Below are 15,613 nucleotides of genomic sequence, written 5' to 3'. Positions count from 1 at the left end.
CCCGGCCGGGGCCTATTCGGCGCGCTGCGGCTGCGGGTAGGTGCGGCCCTTCCAGGCGGCGCCGCGGCCGCGCCAGTGCTGGACGGCGGAGTCGACGGTCATCAGCAGGTACAGCAGCGCGGTGAACGGCAGCAGCGGGGCCGCCGCCGCGGGCTGCCCGTAGTAGCGGAGCACCGGCAGGTACGTCCCGGCCATCACCGCCCACGCCGCCAGCCCCGCCCCGGCGGTCCACCACGCCCCGGCCGCGGCCCCGGCCAGCGCGGCCACCGGCGGCACCAGGTAGACCAGCGCCAGACCCGCCACCGTCCCCACCAACAGCAGCGGAGAGTACCGGAGTTGGGCGTACGCGCTGCGCGAGACCATCCGCCACAGCGGCCCGAGGCCGGGGTACGGGCGGACGGAGTCGACCAGGTCCGCGAGGCCGAGCCAGGTCCGGCCGCCGGTGCGCTTGACCGCCCGGGCCAGCGACACGTCGTCGATGACCGCGCCGCGGATCGCCGCGACCCCGCCCGCCCGCTCCAGCGCGGAGCGCCGCACCAGCGAGCAGCCGCCGGCCGCGGCGGCCGTCCGGGAACGGGGGCGGTTGGAACGGCGGAAGGGGTACAGCTGGGCGAAGAAGTACACGAACGCGGGGACGATCAGCTTCTCCCAGCGGGTGGCGACCCGCAGCCGGGCCATCTGCGAGACCAGGTCCAGGCCGCCGCCCTCACCAGCCGCGACCAGCGCCCGCAGCGAGCCCGGCCGGTGCGCGATGTCGGCGTCCGTCAGCAGCAGCCACTCGGCGTCCGCCGCCTGCTCGACCCCGTGCCGCAGCGCCCACAGCTTGCCGGTCCACCCCTCGGGCAGCGGCGGGGGAGTGGTGACCGCCAGCTCCAGCCCGGCGGTGCGCCGCGCCAGCTCCCGGGCGAGCTCGCCGGTGCCGTCCGTGCTGTGGTCGTCCACCAGCACCACCCGGGCCCGCCCCGGGTACTCCTGGGCGAGCAGGCTCGGCAACGAGAGCGGCAGCACCTCCGCCTCGTCCCGGGCCGGCACCAGCACCACCACCGGAGGCCACCGGGCGGGCCGGCCGCCCCCGCGCGGCAGCCGCTGGTCGGTGCGCCAGAACCCGCCGTGGCCCAGCGCCAGCCACACCCACACCAGCAACGCCGCCACCGAGACCCACCACAGGACCGTCACCCGGGCAGTCTGCCCGATCCGGCCCCGGCCGACCCCGAGGCACGACGGCCCGGGGCGGTCCGGGTGCGGCCGCGGCCGGGCGTCAGACCCGGGCGGCCGTCAGCAGGGCGCCCTGCGGGTAGGCGAGCGCCTCGGCCTGCAGGGCGGACGGGCGGCCCGAGTGCAGCACGGTCAGGGTGCCGCCGCCGGGGGGCGTGCCGGGGTCGAGGCGGCGCAGGGTCTGGGCGGCGATCGCGTCGGCCGAGCCGTGCAGCCGGACGGGGCCGGTGAGGGCGGCGGCGATCCGGTCGTCGATGAGCTCGTAGTGGGTGCAGCCGAGGACCACGTCGGTGGTCCCGGCGGGGGTGCGGGCGGCGGCCGAGGCGACGGCGGCGGCGATCGCGGCCTCGTCGGCCCGTTCCACGGCCTCGGCCAGCCCCGGGCAGGCCACCTCGTGGACCTCCGCGCCCCCGCCGAACTCGGTGATCAGCCCGCGCTGGTACGCGCTGCCGGTGGTCCGCGAGGTCGCCCAGATCGCCACCACCCCGCCGGCCGCCGCGGCCGGCTTGATCGCGGGCACCGTCCCGATCACCGGCAGGCCGGGCTCGAACTCGGTCCGCAGCCGGGCCAGCGCGTGCACCGTGGCGGTGTTGCAGGCCACCACCAGCGCCTCCGGCCGGTGCTCGACCGCGGCCCGGGCGCAGGCGAGGGCGTGCGCGGTGATGTCCTCGGGCGTCCGCGGCCCCCAGGGCATGCCGTCGGGGTCGCAGGAGACGACCAGGTCCGCGTCGGGCCGGGCCCGGCGGATCGCGGCGGCGGCGGCGAGCAGTCCGATTCCGGAGTCCACGAGGGCGATCTTCACGAGCACCGACTCTACCCCGTGCCCTCCGGGCGGGACGTGCGGCAGGGGCCTCCGGCCTGCTCCGTCCGACTGACGGTACGACCAGCGCGCGGGCGCGTTCCCGCCCCCCGGCACCACGCCCGCCCAGGGTTGGTCCCATGGGACAGCTGACAGCATCGAACGAGCGGGTGCCGGCCGACGACAAGGTGTCGGGAACGGCCTACACCAACCTGGTGGTCGCCACCGTCGGCTTCGCGCTGACCTTCTGGGCGTGGAACCTGATCGCCCCGCTGGCGGGCGAGTTCGACAAGACGCTGCACATGTCGTCCTTCGCCCAGTCCTTCCTGGTCGCGGTGCCGGTGATCGTCGGCTCGCTGGGCCGCGTCCCGGTCGGCGCGCTGACCGACCGCTTCGGGGCGCGGCTGATGTTCCCGCTGATGTCGGCGCTCACCATCGTCCCGGTGCTGCTGCTGATCCCGGCCCGCAGCTCGTACGGGGCGCTGCTGGTGGTCGGGTTCCTCCTCGGGCTCGGCGGCACCACCTTCGCGATCGGCGTGCCGCTGGTGAACTCCTGGTTCCCGCCGCACAAGCGCGGCCTGGGCGTCGGCGTGTTCGGCATGGGCATGGGCGGCGTCGCGCTCTCCGGGTACTTCACGCCGCGGCTGTGGAAGCACGGCCACGACCTGCCGTTCTGGGTGATGGCGATCGCCCTGGCCGCGTACACCGTGGTCTCCTTCTTCCTGCTGCGCGACCGCCCCGACCGGGTGGTGCCGACCGCCTCGCTGGCCTCCCGGCTCGGCCGGGCCGGGAGGCTGCGGGTGACGTGGGAGCTGTCGGCGCTGTACGCGATCGGGTTCGGCGGCATCGTCGCGTTCGGCGTCTACCTGCCGACGTACCTGAAGACCTGGTACGAGCTGTCGGCGACCGACGCGGGCACCAAGGCCGCCGGGTTCGCGCTGGTCACGGTCGTCTTCCGGCCGTTCGGCGGCTGGCTGTCGGACCGGGTCCACCCGGCCGTGGTGACCTGCTGGGCGCTGGCGGTCACCGCGCTGTTCGCGATCGTCCAGGCCTTCGACCCGGACCTCAGCCCGATCGGCACCATCGCCTTCCTGGTGATGGCGGCCGGCCTCGGCACCACCAGCGGTTCGGTGTTCGCGCTGGTCGCCCAGGTCACGCCGGTCGCCCAGGTCGGCTCGGTGACCGGCATCGTCGGCGCGATCGGCGGCCTGGGCGGCTTCGTCCCGCCGCTGGTGATGGGCGCGATCTACAGCGCCAAGGGCAGCTACTCGATCGGGTTCATGTTGCTCTCCGACCTGGCCCTGGCCGGCTCCGTCTACGCGATCGGCCGGATGCGCGGCATCCGCCCCACCGCCGCCGACTGACCGTCCGCCGCCCCGGACGGCACGAGGCCCGCACCCCCGGGCACCAGGGGGCGCGGGCCTCGGTGCCGTCCGCGGCAGCGCTACGCCTGCGCCCCCAGCAGGCGCTGCACCGCCGGCTCCAGGCCGGACAGGATGGTGTCGAAGCGCCGCGTCGAGGTGGTCGAGTCGACCTGCAGCCGGCTGATCCGCAGCGGGTGGGCGGGCAGCCGCGGGCCCAGCCGGTGGTCGGAGAGGAAGCCGAGCCGGTAGCCGAGGCGGCGCAGCACCGCGTCCGCCCGCTCGTCGAAGCCGCCGTCCGGGTAGGCGAACGCGGACGGGGCCTCGCCCAGCCAGCGGGTCAGCGCCCGGTGCGCGCCGGTGATCTCCGCGTGCACGGTCGCCTCGTCGCAGCGCCGCAGCGAGGGGTGCCCCAGGGTGTGGTTGCCGACCGCGACGTCCGCGTCCCGCAGGGTGCACAGGTCCTCGGGGCGCAGCTGCTCCTGCACCGGGGGGCGGCGGTGCGCGGAGACCCGCAGCTCGGCCAGGCTGCGGCGGCGGTCCGGGTCGGGCATGGCCTTGAGCAGGGCCAGCACCCGGCCGGGGTCGGCGCCGCCGGGCAGCATCCTGGCCCGGCCGCCGTGCCGGGCCAGGAACGCGGCCTCGTGCCACCAGAACGGCTTCTCGGTGCCGACCAGCTCGGCGATCACGAACGCGGCCGCCGGGACCCGCCGGGCCACCAGCTCCGGCAGGGCGTGCCGCAGCACGGTGCGGTCCGGGTCGTCGAAGGTCACCAGCACCGAGCGCGGCGGCAGCGGCCGCCCCTCGGCCAGCGCCCGCTCCACGTCCTGCACCGACACCGGGGTGGCCAGCCGCCGCAGCCGGTCCAGCTGGGCGCCGAACGAGGCCGGGTCGGTGATCCCGTGGTACGCCAGCACGGCCAGGCGCTGCGCGGCGCGGGCCCGGAACAGCGGCTGGGCCGGGCTGAAGCGCAGCCAACTGCCCCGGTCCCGCTCCCGGGAGCGGTGCGGGGCGGCCGCGCTGGACGACGGGACGACGGGCTGGGGCGGGGCGCAGACGGCAGCGGCAGTGGTGGCGTACGACACGGTTCCCCCCTCGGTCGCCGACAAGCGGCGTGGCGGTACCGTCGGCAGGCGGAGCCCGGCCTCCGACCCCGGGCGCGGCGGCTCCGCACCCGAGTGATCTAGCCCGCGGCGGACACTCCCGATTCCGCTCGTCGGACGGCTCCTGGATCGCTCAATGTAGTGGAGACCCACGACGTCCCGGGATGGTTGTACGCCGGACGGCGAGATTTCGCGGGCGGTCCGGGAGGGGCCCGGAAGGAGCCCGGACGCCCTTGCGGGCGGGGGCCGCGGGGCGGTCGGGCGGGGTCGCGCAAGGGCCGGAGGACTGTGGCCCGCTCCCCGGCGCCGGGTTACCGTGGAAGGCATGGCAGACACCCGAAGTGACCGCGCCGCTACCCGCTGGTCCGCCCTGTTCGGCGGCTGCGCGCTGCGCCGCCACCAGCTGCTGCTGGCCCTGGTCGGCCTGGTCTGCGTCGGGACGGGCATCGCGGTGGCGGTGCTGGTCCCGGAGACCGACGGCCCGGCCTGGGTGATGGCGGTGGCGGGCTGCCTGGCCGCCGGGGTGCTGCTGCTGGTCCGGATCGGCCTCGGCCTGCTCCGCCCGCGCGGCGGCGCCACCTCCTGAAGCAGCGGGCGGCCCCGGCCCCCGACCCGGCCGCCGTCCGGACGACACCCCGCTGACCCCTCTGACCCCCCGCTGACCGGAAAACGTCCACCAATGGGACAGGACCGGTCGGACCGGCTGATTTTCGGCCTACCTACGCACTTCTTTCACGTTTCGGGGGCAGCAACCCCACACTTCCCCCTACTGTGATGCGCATCGCCCGCGGCAGCCGCGGGCCGGGGGAGTCACAGGTCCGGTGCGGGGGCACCGCGAGGGGGATCCATGGCGAGCAGCGCCGCCCAGGCCGGGGGCATCCGGTCGAAGGTCAAGCAGCAGCTGGCCCGCGCGGCGGGACGGGTGCCCGGCGAGGGCGCCACCGTCCTCATCTACCACCGGGTCGGCGGCGGCACCGTCGACGAGCTCGACCTCGCCACCGCCGACTTCACCGCCCAGGTCGACCTGCTCGCCGAGCTCCCGCCCGGCCGGGTGGTCTCCCTGGACACCGCCGCCGACCGCCTCGACGCGGGCCTGCGCACCCCCAGCACCGTCCTCACCTTCGACGACGGCTTCGCCGACACCTACGAGACCGCCTGGCCGCTGCTCAGGGAGCGCGGCCTGCCGTTCACGGTCTACCTGGCCAGCGGCCTGGTCGGCGCCCCGATGCGCTGGGAGGGCTCCACCGCCAAGGGCGCCCCCGCCACCGGCCTCAGCTGGGAGCAACTGCGCGAGATGACCGCCTCCGGGCTGTGCACCGTCGCCAACCACACCCGCAGCCACGCCCGCCCCGAACTGCTCACCACCGCCGAGCTCGACGCCTGCGGCGACGACGTCGAGGAGCACCTCGGCACCCGCCCCCGGCACTTCGCCTACACCTGGGGCCGCCCCGTCCCGCACATGGACGCCGCGCTGCGCGCCCGCTTCCGCACCGCCGCCACCGGCCGGGTCGGCCGGAACCTGCCCGGCCACGACCCGGTCCGCTTCCACCGCGTCCCCGTCCGGCGCACCGACCCGATCGACTTCTTCCGGGCCAAGCTGTACGGCCGCCTCCTCCCGGAGCGCGCCTACGCCCGGATCGTCGCCACCGCGAAGGCGGTGGGCGCCGGTGCCTGAACAGCCCGCCCTGCCCCTGCGCCTGCGCGGCGAGGGCGGCCGCCCGCTGCGGGTCGCCCACCTCACCACCGTCGACATGTCGCTGCACCTGCTGCTCGCCACCGAACTGACCGTCGACGTCGAGCACGGCCTGCGCACCTACGGCATCAGCGCCCCCGGCCCCTACCGGGAGCGGATCGAGCAGCTCGGCGTCCGGCACCGGCCGCTGCCCTCGCTCACCCGCGCCTGGCAGCCGCGCGCCGACCTCGCCGCCGCCCGCGAACTGCTCGCCGCACTGCGCGAGATCCGGCCCGACGTGCTGCACACCCACAACCCGAAGACCGGCGTCCTGGGACGGGTCCTGGGCCGGCTCGCCCGCGTCCCCGTGGTCGTCAACACCTGCCACGGCCTGTGGGCGCAGGCCCACGACCCGCTCGCCAAACGGCTCGCCGTGCTCGGCGCCGAGGCGCTCGCCGCCCGCTTCTCGCACGCCGAGCTCTACCAGAACGCCGAGGACCACGCCACGCTCGCCAAGTGGGGCGTCCCCGCCGGGCGTTCGCGCGTGGTCGGCAACGGCGTCGACCTCGACCGCTTCCCCGCCCCCGGCCCGGCCCGGGACGCCCTGCGCGCCCGACTGCGCACCGAACTCGGCCTCGCCGAGGACGAGTTGCTGGTCGGCGGCGTCGGCCGCCGGGTCGCCGAGAAGGGCATCCGCGAGTACGCCGAAGCCGCCCGCGCGCTGGCCGGCAAGGCCCGCTTCGTGTGGATCGGCCCCGACGACCCCGACAAGCCCGACGCCCTGCGCGCCGCCGAGGCCGGCCTCGAGTTCCTCGGCCCCCGCGACGACATGCCCGCCGTGTACGCCGCCCTCGACGTCTTCGTCCTCCCCTCCTACCGGGAGGGCTTCTCCCGCTCCGGCATGGAGGCCGCCGCCAGCGGCCTGCCCCTGCTGCTCAGCGACATCCGCGGCTGCCGCGAGATCGGCACCCACGACCGGCACCTGCTGCTGTCCCCGGCGGCCGACGCCGCCGCCCTGACCACCGCGCTCGACCGGCTCCTCACCGACCCCGGGCTGCGGATACGCCTGGGCGCGGCGGCCCGCCGCCGCGCCCTCGACCGGTTCGACCAGCGCGCGGTCGCCCGGGTCTCGCTGGAGACCTACGCCGCCGTCGCCCGCCGCCGCGGGCTGCGCTGGACCACCGACTGACACCGCCACCACCGCGAGAGCACCGCGCCACCGCACCACCGCACCACCGCGAGAGCACCGCGCCATCGCGGGAGCACCGCACCACCGCGCGCCGGGCAGCCCCGGCGCACCCACAACACCACAACGCACCAACCCAGTTGGGGGAGAAATGAAGCGAGGGGGGGACCTCGCGGTCACCGTGCTGGCCGGGATCATCGCCGTCCCGCTCGGCCTGCTGATCGCCCTCCTGATCCGCGCCACCATGGGCGGACCGGTGATCTTCCGACAGACCCGCTCCGGCCGGCACGGCCAGGAGTTCCGCATCCTCAAGTTCCGCACCATGCGCGACAAGCACTACGAGGACGAGCCCGACGCCCCGCGCATCACCCGCCTCGGCGCGCTGCTGCGCAAGACCAGCCTGGACGAGCTCCCGCAGCTGTGGAACGTCGTCCGCGGCGACATGGGCGTCATCGGCCCGCGCCCCACCCTGCCCGAACAGGTCGCCCACTACTCCGACCGCCAGCGCGGCCGCCTCGCCGTGCGCCCCGGCCTCACCGGCTGGGCCCAGGTCCGCGGCCGCAACTCCATCACCTGGCCCGAACGCATCGAACTCGACCTCTGGTACATCGAGCACCGGAGCCTCGCCCTCGACCTGCGCATCCTCGCCCTCACCGCGAGGATGCTGCTCCGCCCCACCGGCATCACCGCCGCCGGCGGCGTCAACCCCGGCTTCCCGGTCCCGGCCGAGGCGCCCGCCCCGGCGACCGCCAGGATCGTGCTGCCCCGGCAGGCCACCGCCACCGCGCCCCGGCTCGCCCGGGAGGAACTGCGCGGCTGACCCGGGAGTGACGTTTCCTCACCGCACGGCCGGGCGGCAGCGGGCGACCGCAGCCGCCCGGCCGGTACCTTGCCGGTGACGGACCGGCAGGACACCCACGAAGGACGGAGAACGGCGCATGGTGTGGATCGCGGGCGCGGGCGGGGTCGGACGGGAGGCGCTGGACGTGGCGCTCGCCGCGGGCGTGCCGGTGTCCGGCTTCCTGGACGACCGGCTGGCCGGGGGAGAGGTGCGCGGCCTGCCCGTCCGCAAGCCCGCCGAACTACCGCCCGGCGCACCGTACGTGATCGGCATCGCGGACCCGGCGGCACGGGCCCGGCTGGCCGGACTGCTGGACGCGGCGGGCGGACACCCCGTCACCCTGGTCCACCCCCGGGCGATCATCGCCCCCGAGACCGAACTCGCCCCCGGCTGCCTGGTGATGGGCGGCGCGCACGTCTCCAGCAGCGTCCGGCTCGGCCCGCACAGCCAGGTCCACTACAACGCCACCGTCGGCCACGACGCCCGGCTCGGCGCCCGCGTCACCGTCTACCCGGGCGCGAACGTCTCCGGCGCCGTCCACCTGGACGACGACAGCACGGTCGGCTCCGGCGCCGTGGTCCTCCAGGGCCGCACCGTCGGCCGCGCCGCCTTCGTCGGCGCCGCCGCCACCGTCACCCGCGACGTCCCCCCCGCCACCACCGTCATCGGCACCCCCGCCCGCCCCGGGCCCCACTGACCCCCGCCCCCGCTCCCGCCGCCCCCGCCGTCCGGCCCGGTGCAGCGCATAGGCTCCCGGGCATGGGAATTCCTGCGTTTCTGGCGGAACTGCGCGAGGTGGTCGGGCACCGGCTGCTGTGGTTGTCCGGGGTGTCGGCGGTGGTGGTGGACGAGGAGGGGCGGGTGCTGCTCGGGCGGCGGGTGGACACCGGGCGGTGGGCGCTGATCGGCGGGATCATCGACCCCGGTGAGCAGCCCGCGGACACCGTGGTGCGCGAGTGCCGGGAGGAGACCGGCGTGACGGTGCTACCCGAACGGCTGGTCGCGGTGAGCGTCACCCCGGTCATCGAGTACCCGAACGGGGACCGCAGCCAGTACCTCGACCTGGTCTTCCGCTGCCGCCCGCTGTCCGGCGAGGCCCGGGTCAACGACGACGAGTCACTGGAGGTCGGCTGGTTCCACCCGGACGCCCTGCCCGAGCTGGGCGACCGCGCGCGGGAGCACATCGCCCGCGCGCTGGCCGGCAAGGACGAGGCGCACTTCGAGCTGACGGAGCGTTAGCACGGCGGGGGTGCGCGCCCGGCGCGCGCCCCCGCCCGCGGGGCTCAGAGCGTCCGGAACCAGTCCGCGGTGCGCCGCAGGCCCTGCTCCAGCGGGACGGGCACGATGTCCGGGAACAGCTCGCGCAGCCTCGCGTTGTCGGCCTGCGAGTCCCGCACGTCCCCCGGCCGCGGGTCGACGTGCTCGGCGGCGACCGGCCCGCCCAGCACCTCGCCCAGCAGGCCGATCAGCTCCAGCAACGAGGTGCGCGTCCCGAAGGCGAGGTTGACCGGGTCCGCGGAGACGACCCGGCGCAGCACCGCCTCGGCGAGCACCCGGGTGACCGTGCCGACGTAGGTGAAGTCGCGGCTCTGCTGCCCGTCCCCGTGCACCGTCACCGGCCGCCCGGCCAGCGCCGCGTCCAGGAACGCGGGGACCACGGCCGCGTACGCGTGCCCGGCCGTCTGCAGCGGGCCGAAGACGTTGAAGAAGCGCAGCGGCAGCACGCCCAGGCCGTAGCAGTGGTGGTACGCGCCGAGGTAGGACTCGGTGGCGAGCTTGGAAACCGCGTACGGGCTCATCGGCACCGTGCGCATCGTCTCGCGCTTGGGCAGCTCCCGGTTGGCGCCGTACACCGAGGAGGAGGACGCGGCCGCGACGTACAGGTCGCCCGCGCGGCGGGCCGCCTCCAGGACCTCCAGGGTGCCGGTGGCGTTGACCCGGTGGCTGGCCAGCGGGGCGGCGATCGAGCGCGGCACGGACGGCAGCGCCGCCAGGTGCACCACCGCGTCGGCGCCGGCGAACGCGGCGTCCAGCAGGGCCGGGTCGAGGATGCTGCCCTCGAAGAAGGCGACGTCCAGCCCGGCCAGGTTGGACTTGCTGCCGGTGGACAGGTCGTCCACCACCCGGACCTCCGACACCTCCGGACGGGACGTCAACTCCCTGGCCAGATTGGCCCCGATGAACCCCGAACCGCCGGTGACCACCACGCGCATCGCCGCGCACCACCCCTCGCTCGGGCCCGGGGACTCCCCCCACCGGGCCGGTGCGGCCGACTCTAGCGGCGGACCGGTGCCCGGCGTACACGAAATCCGCACAGTCGCGACCAAACCAACCCATCGGACACATCTCGTCCGACGGACGGCGGACGGACGGCGGACAGGCGGACGGGGCGGGCGGGGGGAGCCGCCGGTCAGCGCTTCGGCCGGCGCGCGGTCTCCTCCGCCGCGTCCAGCACCGCCGCCAGGTCGCCGCCCGCGGTCGCGGTCGCCACCGCGGCCACCGCGCCCTCCACGAACGGGGCGTCCGCGAAGCGGGTCGGGAAGGGCAGGCCGTGCTCGTCCGCGGCGGCCAGCACGGTCAGCACCGTGCGCACCGGCCCGTCCAGGTCGCACAGCACCGCGACGCCGTGCCCCTGGTCGACCCGGCGGGCCGCCGCGGCCACCAGCACCGCGCTGGTGCCCGGCCCGTCCGCGAGCGAGCCGCCCGCCGTCGCGACCGGAGCCGGATCGTCCGCCTCCACCACCGCCAGCGCCAGCGCCCGCACCGCGTCCGCCAGTTCCTGGCTGTGCGACACCAGCACCAGCCCCACCCGCCCGTGCCCGGCCGGCCGGGAGGGGCGCGGCACGGACGGCGCCGGTGCGGTCACCGTCCCCCGCGCGGCCCCCACCGGCGGGGCCGAGGGCGCGGTGGTGATCGGGATGACGTCGGCGCGGCTGCCGTCCCGCTGGTCCATCGGCTGCTCCCGGGTGCGTGGCTGACTGCTCGTCGCCCCATCCTCGCCCCGCGCGGCGTCCGGACCGAGGCCATTAGCACAGGTGTCGCCGCCGGAGGGCCGGATCGGCCCAGTCGTGCCCCCGGGCGGGCGTGCCGGGGCGATCCGCCGGAACGGGCGGGGGAGGGTGGCTAGGGTGGTGGCTCGACCAGAGGAGCGGTTCCCAGCGGGAGGGGTGCGGATGACGCCGGCAGAGGCGGCCCGGGCGGCGGACGAGCGGCGCAAGATCGAGCTGGACGTCAGCGGGGCGGAGTGGCAGTACGCGCCCGGCGAGGAGGAGGGCGTGCAGGTCGCCTTCGTCGACGGGTACATCGCGATGCGCAACGGCGCGGAGCCCGACGGCCCGGCGCTGGTCTTCACCCCGGCCGAGTGGCGGGCCTTCGTCCTGGGCGCCCGGGACGGCGAGTTCGACCTGGAGAACCAGGACGGCCAGGGGCCGCAGGGGCGGTAGGGCCCCCGCGGACGGTGCCGGAACCGGCCGGTCCGCAGCGGCGCCGCACCGGGCCGGTTCGCCCCGCGTTCACCGCCCCGCAACGGGCCGGACCGGCGTCCGCGCAGCACGGCGGCCCGCGGTCGGGCCCGCGCGCAGGTGACGAGTGGGCATACGTCGAGGTTACAAAAGAGTTCTGATGGACCGAATCTTGTTGACTGTTCGACAAGCCTGCCAGCACAGTAAGAGCAGGCAGACGCCGTGCCTACCGCCCCCACGCGGTATAGGCACGGCGCCCGCTTCTGCTGCCCGTCAACGGCGCCGATGACGGGCTTCCCGACCCCTGCCGCACAGGGTGCGGCAGCCGTCGCAACGGGATTGGCCTCCCCGGGAAGAGCGACTCCCCGGGTGGGCCGGTACCCGGATTCCGCACGCCCCCACGCGGCGGTGATCCGGGCGAGGTTCGCGGACGCGACGGCACGGGGCCCCGCGAACCTGGCTCTGGGTGTTATGTGGTTCGTGTTGGGTGGTTCTCGGTGGTACTGACGACACCGATCCGACGGTGCGTCGACCGCCCGGAGCCGGCCGGAATCACCCGCAGGCTCAGGAACAGTCTAAGGACCATTGAATCAGCAAATGGTGCTCGGAGTTCACACGACCGCGTGCGCAGTGAGGGAATGCGCGCAAGGCACGCTGCGACAACCCGCTCCCTGTGGATCTCGCCCCGGAGCGGCCGTCGTGCTGAACCGAACGTAGCCCGGACGGTTGCTCAGAGTCAACATTGGTCCCTGAGCGTAGATCTCGGCCTGATCGCGGACCCGCTCACCGGGCCCCGCCCACCGGGCACGTACGATGGGCCCATGTCATTTCTCCGCCGACGCTCCGGCCAGCCCGCGGGCCCGGACTTCGACGTACTGGCCATGGATCCGGGCGACTGGCCCGGCGACTTCGGCGCCATGATCCTGGCTGGTCAGGACGGATCCTGCCAAGGCATCTTCCTGCGGTACGACCTGCTCGGCGGCCGCGGCCCGGCCATGCTGATCGGCAACGTCCCGCAGGAGTCCCCCGCCCGCGAGAGCGAGGACGGCGTGCCGCTGGAGGCCCGCGAACTGCTCGCCTCGCTGGAGAACGAGGAGGAGGTCGAGTTCGTCTCGGCCGAGGACTTCCCGGTCATGCTCGGCGACGACCTGCTGATCGTCCGCAAGGTCAAGGTCACCGAGGAGCGGCTCTACTGCTCCCAGTTCGGCCGCAGCGACGGCGTCCAGGTCACCATCGCCTCCTGGGACCGGCCGATTTCGGACGATCTCTACCAGCTCCTCAAGCCGCTTCCGGCGGAGATGTTCCAGCAGGGCTAGCGAGATGCCCCGGCCGCTGCTGCTCACCCGACGCCTGCACGTGGACCTCCGGCGCACCGCCGGCGCGGCCTGTCCGGCCCCCTGACGACCCCCAAGTCAAGGACCGCCCGACACCCCACGCCGCCCGGCCCGGAGGCCACCGCCATGACCCGCACCGCAGCGCAGCCGACCGTCCCCACCCCCGCGACCACCGGCGACCCCGCCGACGGGGCCGTCGAGCGCGCACTCGCCCGGCTGCCCCGGGTGGTCGACCTGCTCGCGGCCCGCGCCGCCGAGCACGACCGCGACGGCACCTTCCCCTACCAGGGCGTCGAGACCGTCCACGAGGCCGGACTGCTCACCCTCACCGTCGGCCGCCGCCACGGCGGGCCGGGCGCCGGGCTCGCCGACACCGTCCGGGTGCTGGCCCGGCTCGGCCGCGGCGACGCCTCCGTCGCCCTGCTCACCGCGCACACCCTGCTGCACCACGCCGAACAGGCCCGCACCGCGCCCTGGCCCGCCGCGCTGTACCGGCGGCTGCTCACCGAGTCCCGCCGCGGCCCCGCCCTGGTCGGCACCCTGCGCGCCCCGGCCGGACGGCCCCCCGCGGTCACCGCGCACTGGCACGGCAACGCCTGGCGGCTCGACGGCCGCGCCCCGCACTGCCCCGGCGCCGAGGCGCTCGCCTGGCTGGTCGTCGAGGCCCGCACCGCCGAGGCGCAGCCCCGCACCGGGCTCTTCCTGGTCCGCGCCGACAGCCCCGGACTGGAGATCGACCCCGCCGCCGACCAGCTCGGCCTGCGCGCCGCCGCCGGACACGACGTCCTGCTGGAGGACGCCCGGATCGGCACCGACGCCGCCCTGCTGCCCCGCGGTGCCGCCCTCGCCCCCGACCCGGTCGCCGCGGCCTGGCACCAACTCTCCCTCGCCGCCGTCCTGCTGGGCACCGCCCGGGCCGCCCTCGACTGGTCCGCCGGACGGCTGCGCGGCGCCGCCGCCACCCACCGCCGCCCGCTCGGCGAACTCGCCGCCGCGCTCACCGGCGCCGAGGAGCTCGTGCACGGCCTCGCCGCCCGCACCGACGCCGACCCGGCCGCCGCCACCCGGGCCCCCGCCGTCCAACTGCTCGCCGCCCGCACCGCGGGCGACACCGTGCAGCGGGCCCTCACCCTCACCGGCAGCACCGGCCTCGACCGGCGCCACCCGCTGGAGCGCCACCTGCGCGACACCCTCAGCCTGCGCACCCAACTGCCCGCCGAGGACGCCGTGCTGGACGCCCTCGGCGAAGCCCTGCTGGACGGCTGAGACTCAGCGGGTGCCGACCGCCGCGCGGACCGCGCGGCGGGCCAGCGCCGCGTCGTCGTACAGCCGGCGGATCATGATCCGCTGCTCCTCGCCCGCGCCCGGGACGTCGTGCAGCCGCAGCTCCCGCATCAGCACCAGCACCAGGTTCACCAGGAAGGCGTCCCGGGCCAGCGTGCCGCCGGACTGGGCGAGTTGGCTGATCTGGCGGCGGGCCGCGGTGTCGCCCGACAGCACGCTCCACAGCACCGCCAGGTCGTAGCCCGGCAGGTACCAGCCCGCCTGCTCCCAGTCCAGCAGGACCGGGCCGGACGGGGCCAGCAGCACGTTGCCCAGCAGCGCGTCGCCGTGGTTGAGCTGCCACGCCACCGAGGACAGGCCGTGCAGCAGACCGCGCAGGTCGCCCGCGTCCCGGTCGGTCAGCAGGCCCAGCGAGTGGAACCGGGCGATCTCGGTCTGGTAGTCCATCGGCTTGCCGAACACGTCCGTCGGCGGGCGCCACAGGTTCAGCGTGCGCACCGCGCCCAGCACCGCGCGCACCTCGCCCGGCGTCGGCGCGTTCACCGGGTGCCGCTCGCGGGCCGCCGGACGGCCCGGCACCCGCTCCAGCACCAGCACGCAGCGGTCGTGGTCGGCCGCCACCAGCCGCGGCAGCCGCACCGGCGGACGGTGCCGCACGAACGCCCGGTACACCGCCACCTCGTGGTGGAAGCGCTCGATCAGCTGCTCCGCCCGCTCCCCGCGCAGCGCCGCCGGGGCCAGGCACTTCGCCACCACCGGGGCCCGGCCGATGGTGCCCGCGATCAGGATGTGCCGGCTGCCCTCGCGCAGCACCTGACGCGGCAGGAACGCCGGACATATCCGCGCGACGTTGGCCAGCACCGCCCGCACCGCCGGGGTCTGCAGGGCGGCCGGGTCCACCCGGTCCACGAACGCCTCCGGGGCCCGGCCCGCGCCGGGACGGCCCAGCCGCCCGGCCTGGTCGACCAGCGGCCGGGTCACCAGGGTGGTGCGCCCGCGCGGGTCGCGCAGTTCGGCGCCGCGCGGCGCGGGACGGCCCGCACCGGCGGTCGGGGGGCGCAGGGGGGAGCGTGACTGGCGTACGGTCGCGGCGTCCGCCCCGGTCGGGGACGACGAACGGGTACCGGTGCTGGCTGTGGAGTACATGGGCTGGTGAGGGTCCTTCCTTGACCGGCGGCACAGCGGAAAGCAGGTGGAGCTGGGAGACGCGCGGGCCCGGGTCCTTACCGGGCCGGGCCGCCGGGTGGGGCGCGGGCGCCGGGCACGGCCGACGGTGCCCCGGAACCGCCCGCACCCTGGGGAGTGCGACCGCTCCGACGTGCACCGCGCCCTGCCCGGCGCCCCCGCGCCACCCGGT

The 15,613-nt window shown here is 76.1% G+C and carries 17 protein-coding genes; 11 read left to right on the top strand and 6 right to left on the bottom strand.

The genetic code is table 11. The annotated features are described in order from the left end of the window. Positions 1-12: 12 nt before the first annotated feature. The gene (locus tag QSK52_RS28240) at positions 13-1,176 is read right to left on the bottom strand and encodes a glycosyltransferase (RefSeq protein WP_285739005.1); all 1,164 of its coding nucleotides are present in this window, start codon (positions 1,174-1,176) and stop codon (positions 13-15) included. 82 nt (positions 1,177-1,258) lie between these two features. Then, the gene (locus QSK52_RS28235; protein WP_285739004.1) at positions 1,259-2,017 is read right to left on the bottom strand and encodes a glutamate racemase; all 759 of its coding nucleotides are present in this window, start codon (positions 2,015-2,017) and stop codon (positions 1,259-1,261) included. A gap of 137 nt (positions 2,018-2,154) precedes the next feature. Here QSK52_RS28235 and QSK52_RS28230 point away from each other — a divergent pair, with 137 nt between their 5' ends. Beyond that, positions 2,155-3,378, top strand: a complete 1,224-nt coding sequence (locus QSK52_RS28230; protein ID WP_285739003.1) for an MFS transporter — start codon at positions 2,155-2,157, stop codon at positions 3,376-3,378. Between the two features lie 80 nt (positions 3,379-3,458). Here the strand turns inward: QSK52_RS28230 and QSK52_RS28225 are convergent, their stop codons facing one another. Beyond that, positions 3,459-4,460 (bottom strand): polysaccharide deacetylase family protein, encoded by a 1,002-nt coding sequence (locus QSK52_RS28225; RefSeq protein ID WP_285739002.1) that lies wholly within the window; start codon positions 4,458-4,460, stop codon positions 3,459-3,461. Positions 4,461-4,803: 343 nt separating this feature from the next. Between QSK52_RS28225 and QSK52_RS28220 the strand changes: the two genes are divergently transcribed. From QSK52_RS28220 to QSK52_RS28195, 6 genes are all read left to right on the top strand, one after another. Then, positions 4,804-5,064: a hypothetical protein gene (locus QSK52_RS28220; RefSeq protein WP_285739001.1), complete on the top strand. Its 261-nt coding sequence runs from the start codon at positions 4,804-4,806 to the stop codon at positions 5,062-5,064. Positions 5,065-5,325: 261 nt separating this feature from the next. Further along, a complete protein-coding gene (locus QSK52_RS28215) occupies positions 5,326-6,153 on the top strand; it encodes a polysaccharide deacetylase family protein (RefSeq protein WP_285739000.1) in 828 nt (275 codons plus the stop codon). Next, positions 6,146-7,339, top strand: a complete 1,194-nt coding sequence (locus QSK52_RS28210; protein ID WP_285738999.1) for a glycosyltransferase — start codon at positions 6,146-6,148, stop codon at positions 7,337-7,339. Before QSK52_RS28215 ends, QSK52_RS28210 begins: the two co-directional genes overlap by 8 nt. Positions 7,340-7,487: 148 nt before the next feature. Continuing rightward, positions 7,488-8,156 carry a sugar transferase gene (locus tag QSK52_RS28205; protein WP_285738998.1) on the top strand — a complete coding sequence of 223 codons (669 nt, stop codon included), beginning with the start codon at positions 7,488-7,490 and terminating at the stop codon, positions 8,154-8,156. Positions 8,157-8,274: 118 nt separating this feature from the next. Beyond that, positions 8,275-8,874 carry a NeuD/PglB/VioB family sugar acetyltransferase gene (locus QSK52_RS28200; protein ID WP_285738997.1) on the top strand — a complete coding sequence of 200 codons (600 nt, stop codon included), beginning with the start codon at positions 8,275-8,277 and terminating at the stop codon, positions 8,872-8,874. 62 nt (positions 8,875-8,936) lie between these two features. Further along, positions 8,937-9,416: an NUDIX hydrolase gene (locus QSK52_RS28195; protein WP_285738996.1), complete on the top strand. Its 480-nt coding sequence runs from the start codon at positions 8,937-8,939 to the stop codon at positions 9,414-9,416. A gap of 44 nt (positions 9,417-9,460) precedes the next feature. On the opposite strand, the gene QSK52_RS28190 is transcribed toward QSK52_RS28195, so the two are convergent. Then, complete coding sequence (locus tag QSK52_RS28190; RefSeq protein WP_285738995.1) at positions 9,461-10,390, bottom strand: NAD-dependent epimerase/dehydratase family protein; 930 nt, start codon at positions 10,388-10,390, stop codon at positions 9,461-9,463. A gap of 197 nt (positions 10,391-10,587) precedes the next feature. Next, positions 10,588-11,130 (bottom strand): PTS-dependent dihydroxyacetone kinase phosphotransferase subunit DhaM, encoded by a 543-nt coding sequence (locus tag QSK52_RS28185; protein ID WP_352230317.1) that lies wholly within the window; start codon positions 11,128-11,130, stop codon positions 10,588-10,590. 220 nt (positions 11,131-11,350) lie between these two features. Here QSK52_RS28185 and QSK52_RS28180 point away from each other — a divergent pair, with 220 nt between their 5' ends. From QSK52_RS28180 to QSK52_RS28170, 4 genes are all read left to right on the top strand, one after another. After that, entirely contained in the window at positions 11,351-11,620 is a 270-nt protein-coding gene (locus QSK52_RS28180; protein ID WP_285738994.1) for a DUF397 domain-containing protein, read from the top strand. A gap of 839 nt (positions 11,621-12,459) precedes the next feature. Then, complete coding sequence (locus QSK52_RS28175) at positions 12,460-12,954, top strand: hypothetical protein (protein ID WP_285738993.1); 495 nt, start codon at positions 12,460-12,462, stop codon at positions 12,952-12,954. Between the two features lie 4 nt (positions 12,955-12,958). Further along, complete coding sequence (locus QSK52_RS39510; protein ID WP_342449664.1) at positions 12,959-13,039, top strand: putative leader peptide; 81 nt, start codon at positions 12,959-12,961, stop codon at positions 13,037-13,039. Between the two features lie 59 nt (positions 13,040-13,098). After that, positions 13,099-14,238 carry an acyl-CoA dehydrogenase family protein gene (locus QSK52_RS28170; RefSeq protein WP_285738992.1) on the top strand — a complete coding sequence of 380 codons (1,140 nt, stop codon included), beginning with the start codon at positions 13,099-13,101 and terminating at the stop codon, positions 14,236-14,238. A 3-nt stretch (positions 14,239-14,241) separates the two neighbouring features. Here the strand turns inward: QSK52_RS28170 and QSK52_RS28165 are convergent, their stop codons facing one another. Continuing rightward, entirely contained in the window at positions 14,242-15,402 is a 1,161-nt protein-coding gene (locus QSK52_RS28165; RefSeq protein ID WP_352230316.1) for an aminoglycoside phosphotransferase family protein, read from the bottom strand. Between the last annotated feature and the right edge of the window lie 211 nt (positions 15,403-15,613).

It is taken from the genome of Kitasatospora phosalacinea (assembly GCF_030268885.1).
Classification (GTDB): Bacteria; Actinomycetota; Actinomycetes; order Streptomycetales; family Streptomycetaceae; genus Kitasatospora; species Kitasatospora phosalacinea_C.
This window is presented reverse-complemented; position numbering and strand designations above follow the sequence as displayed.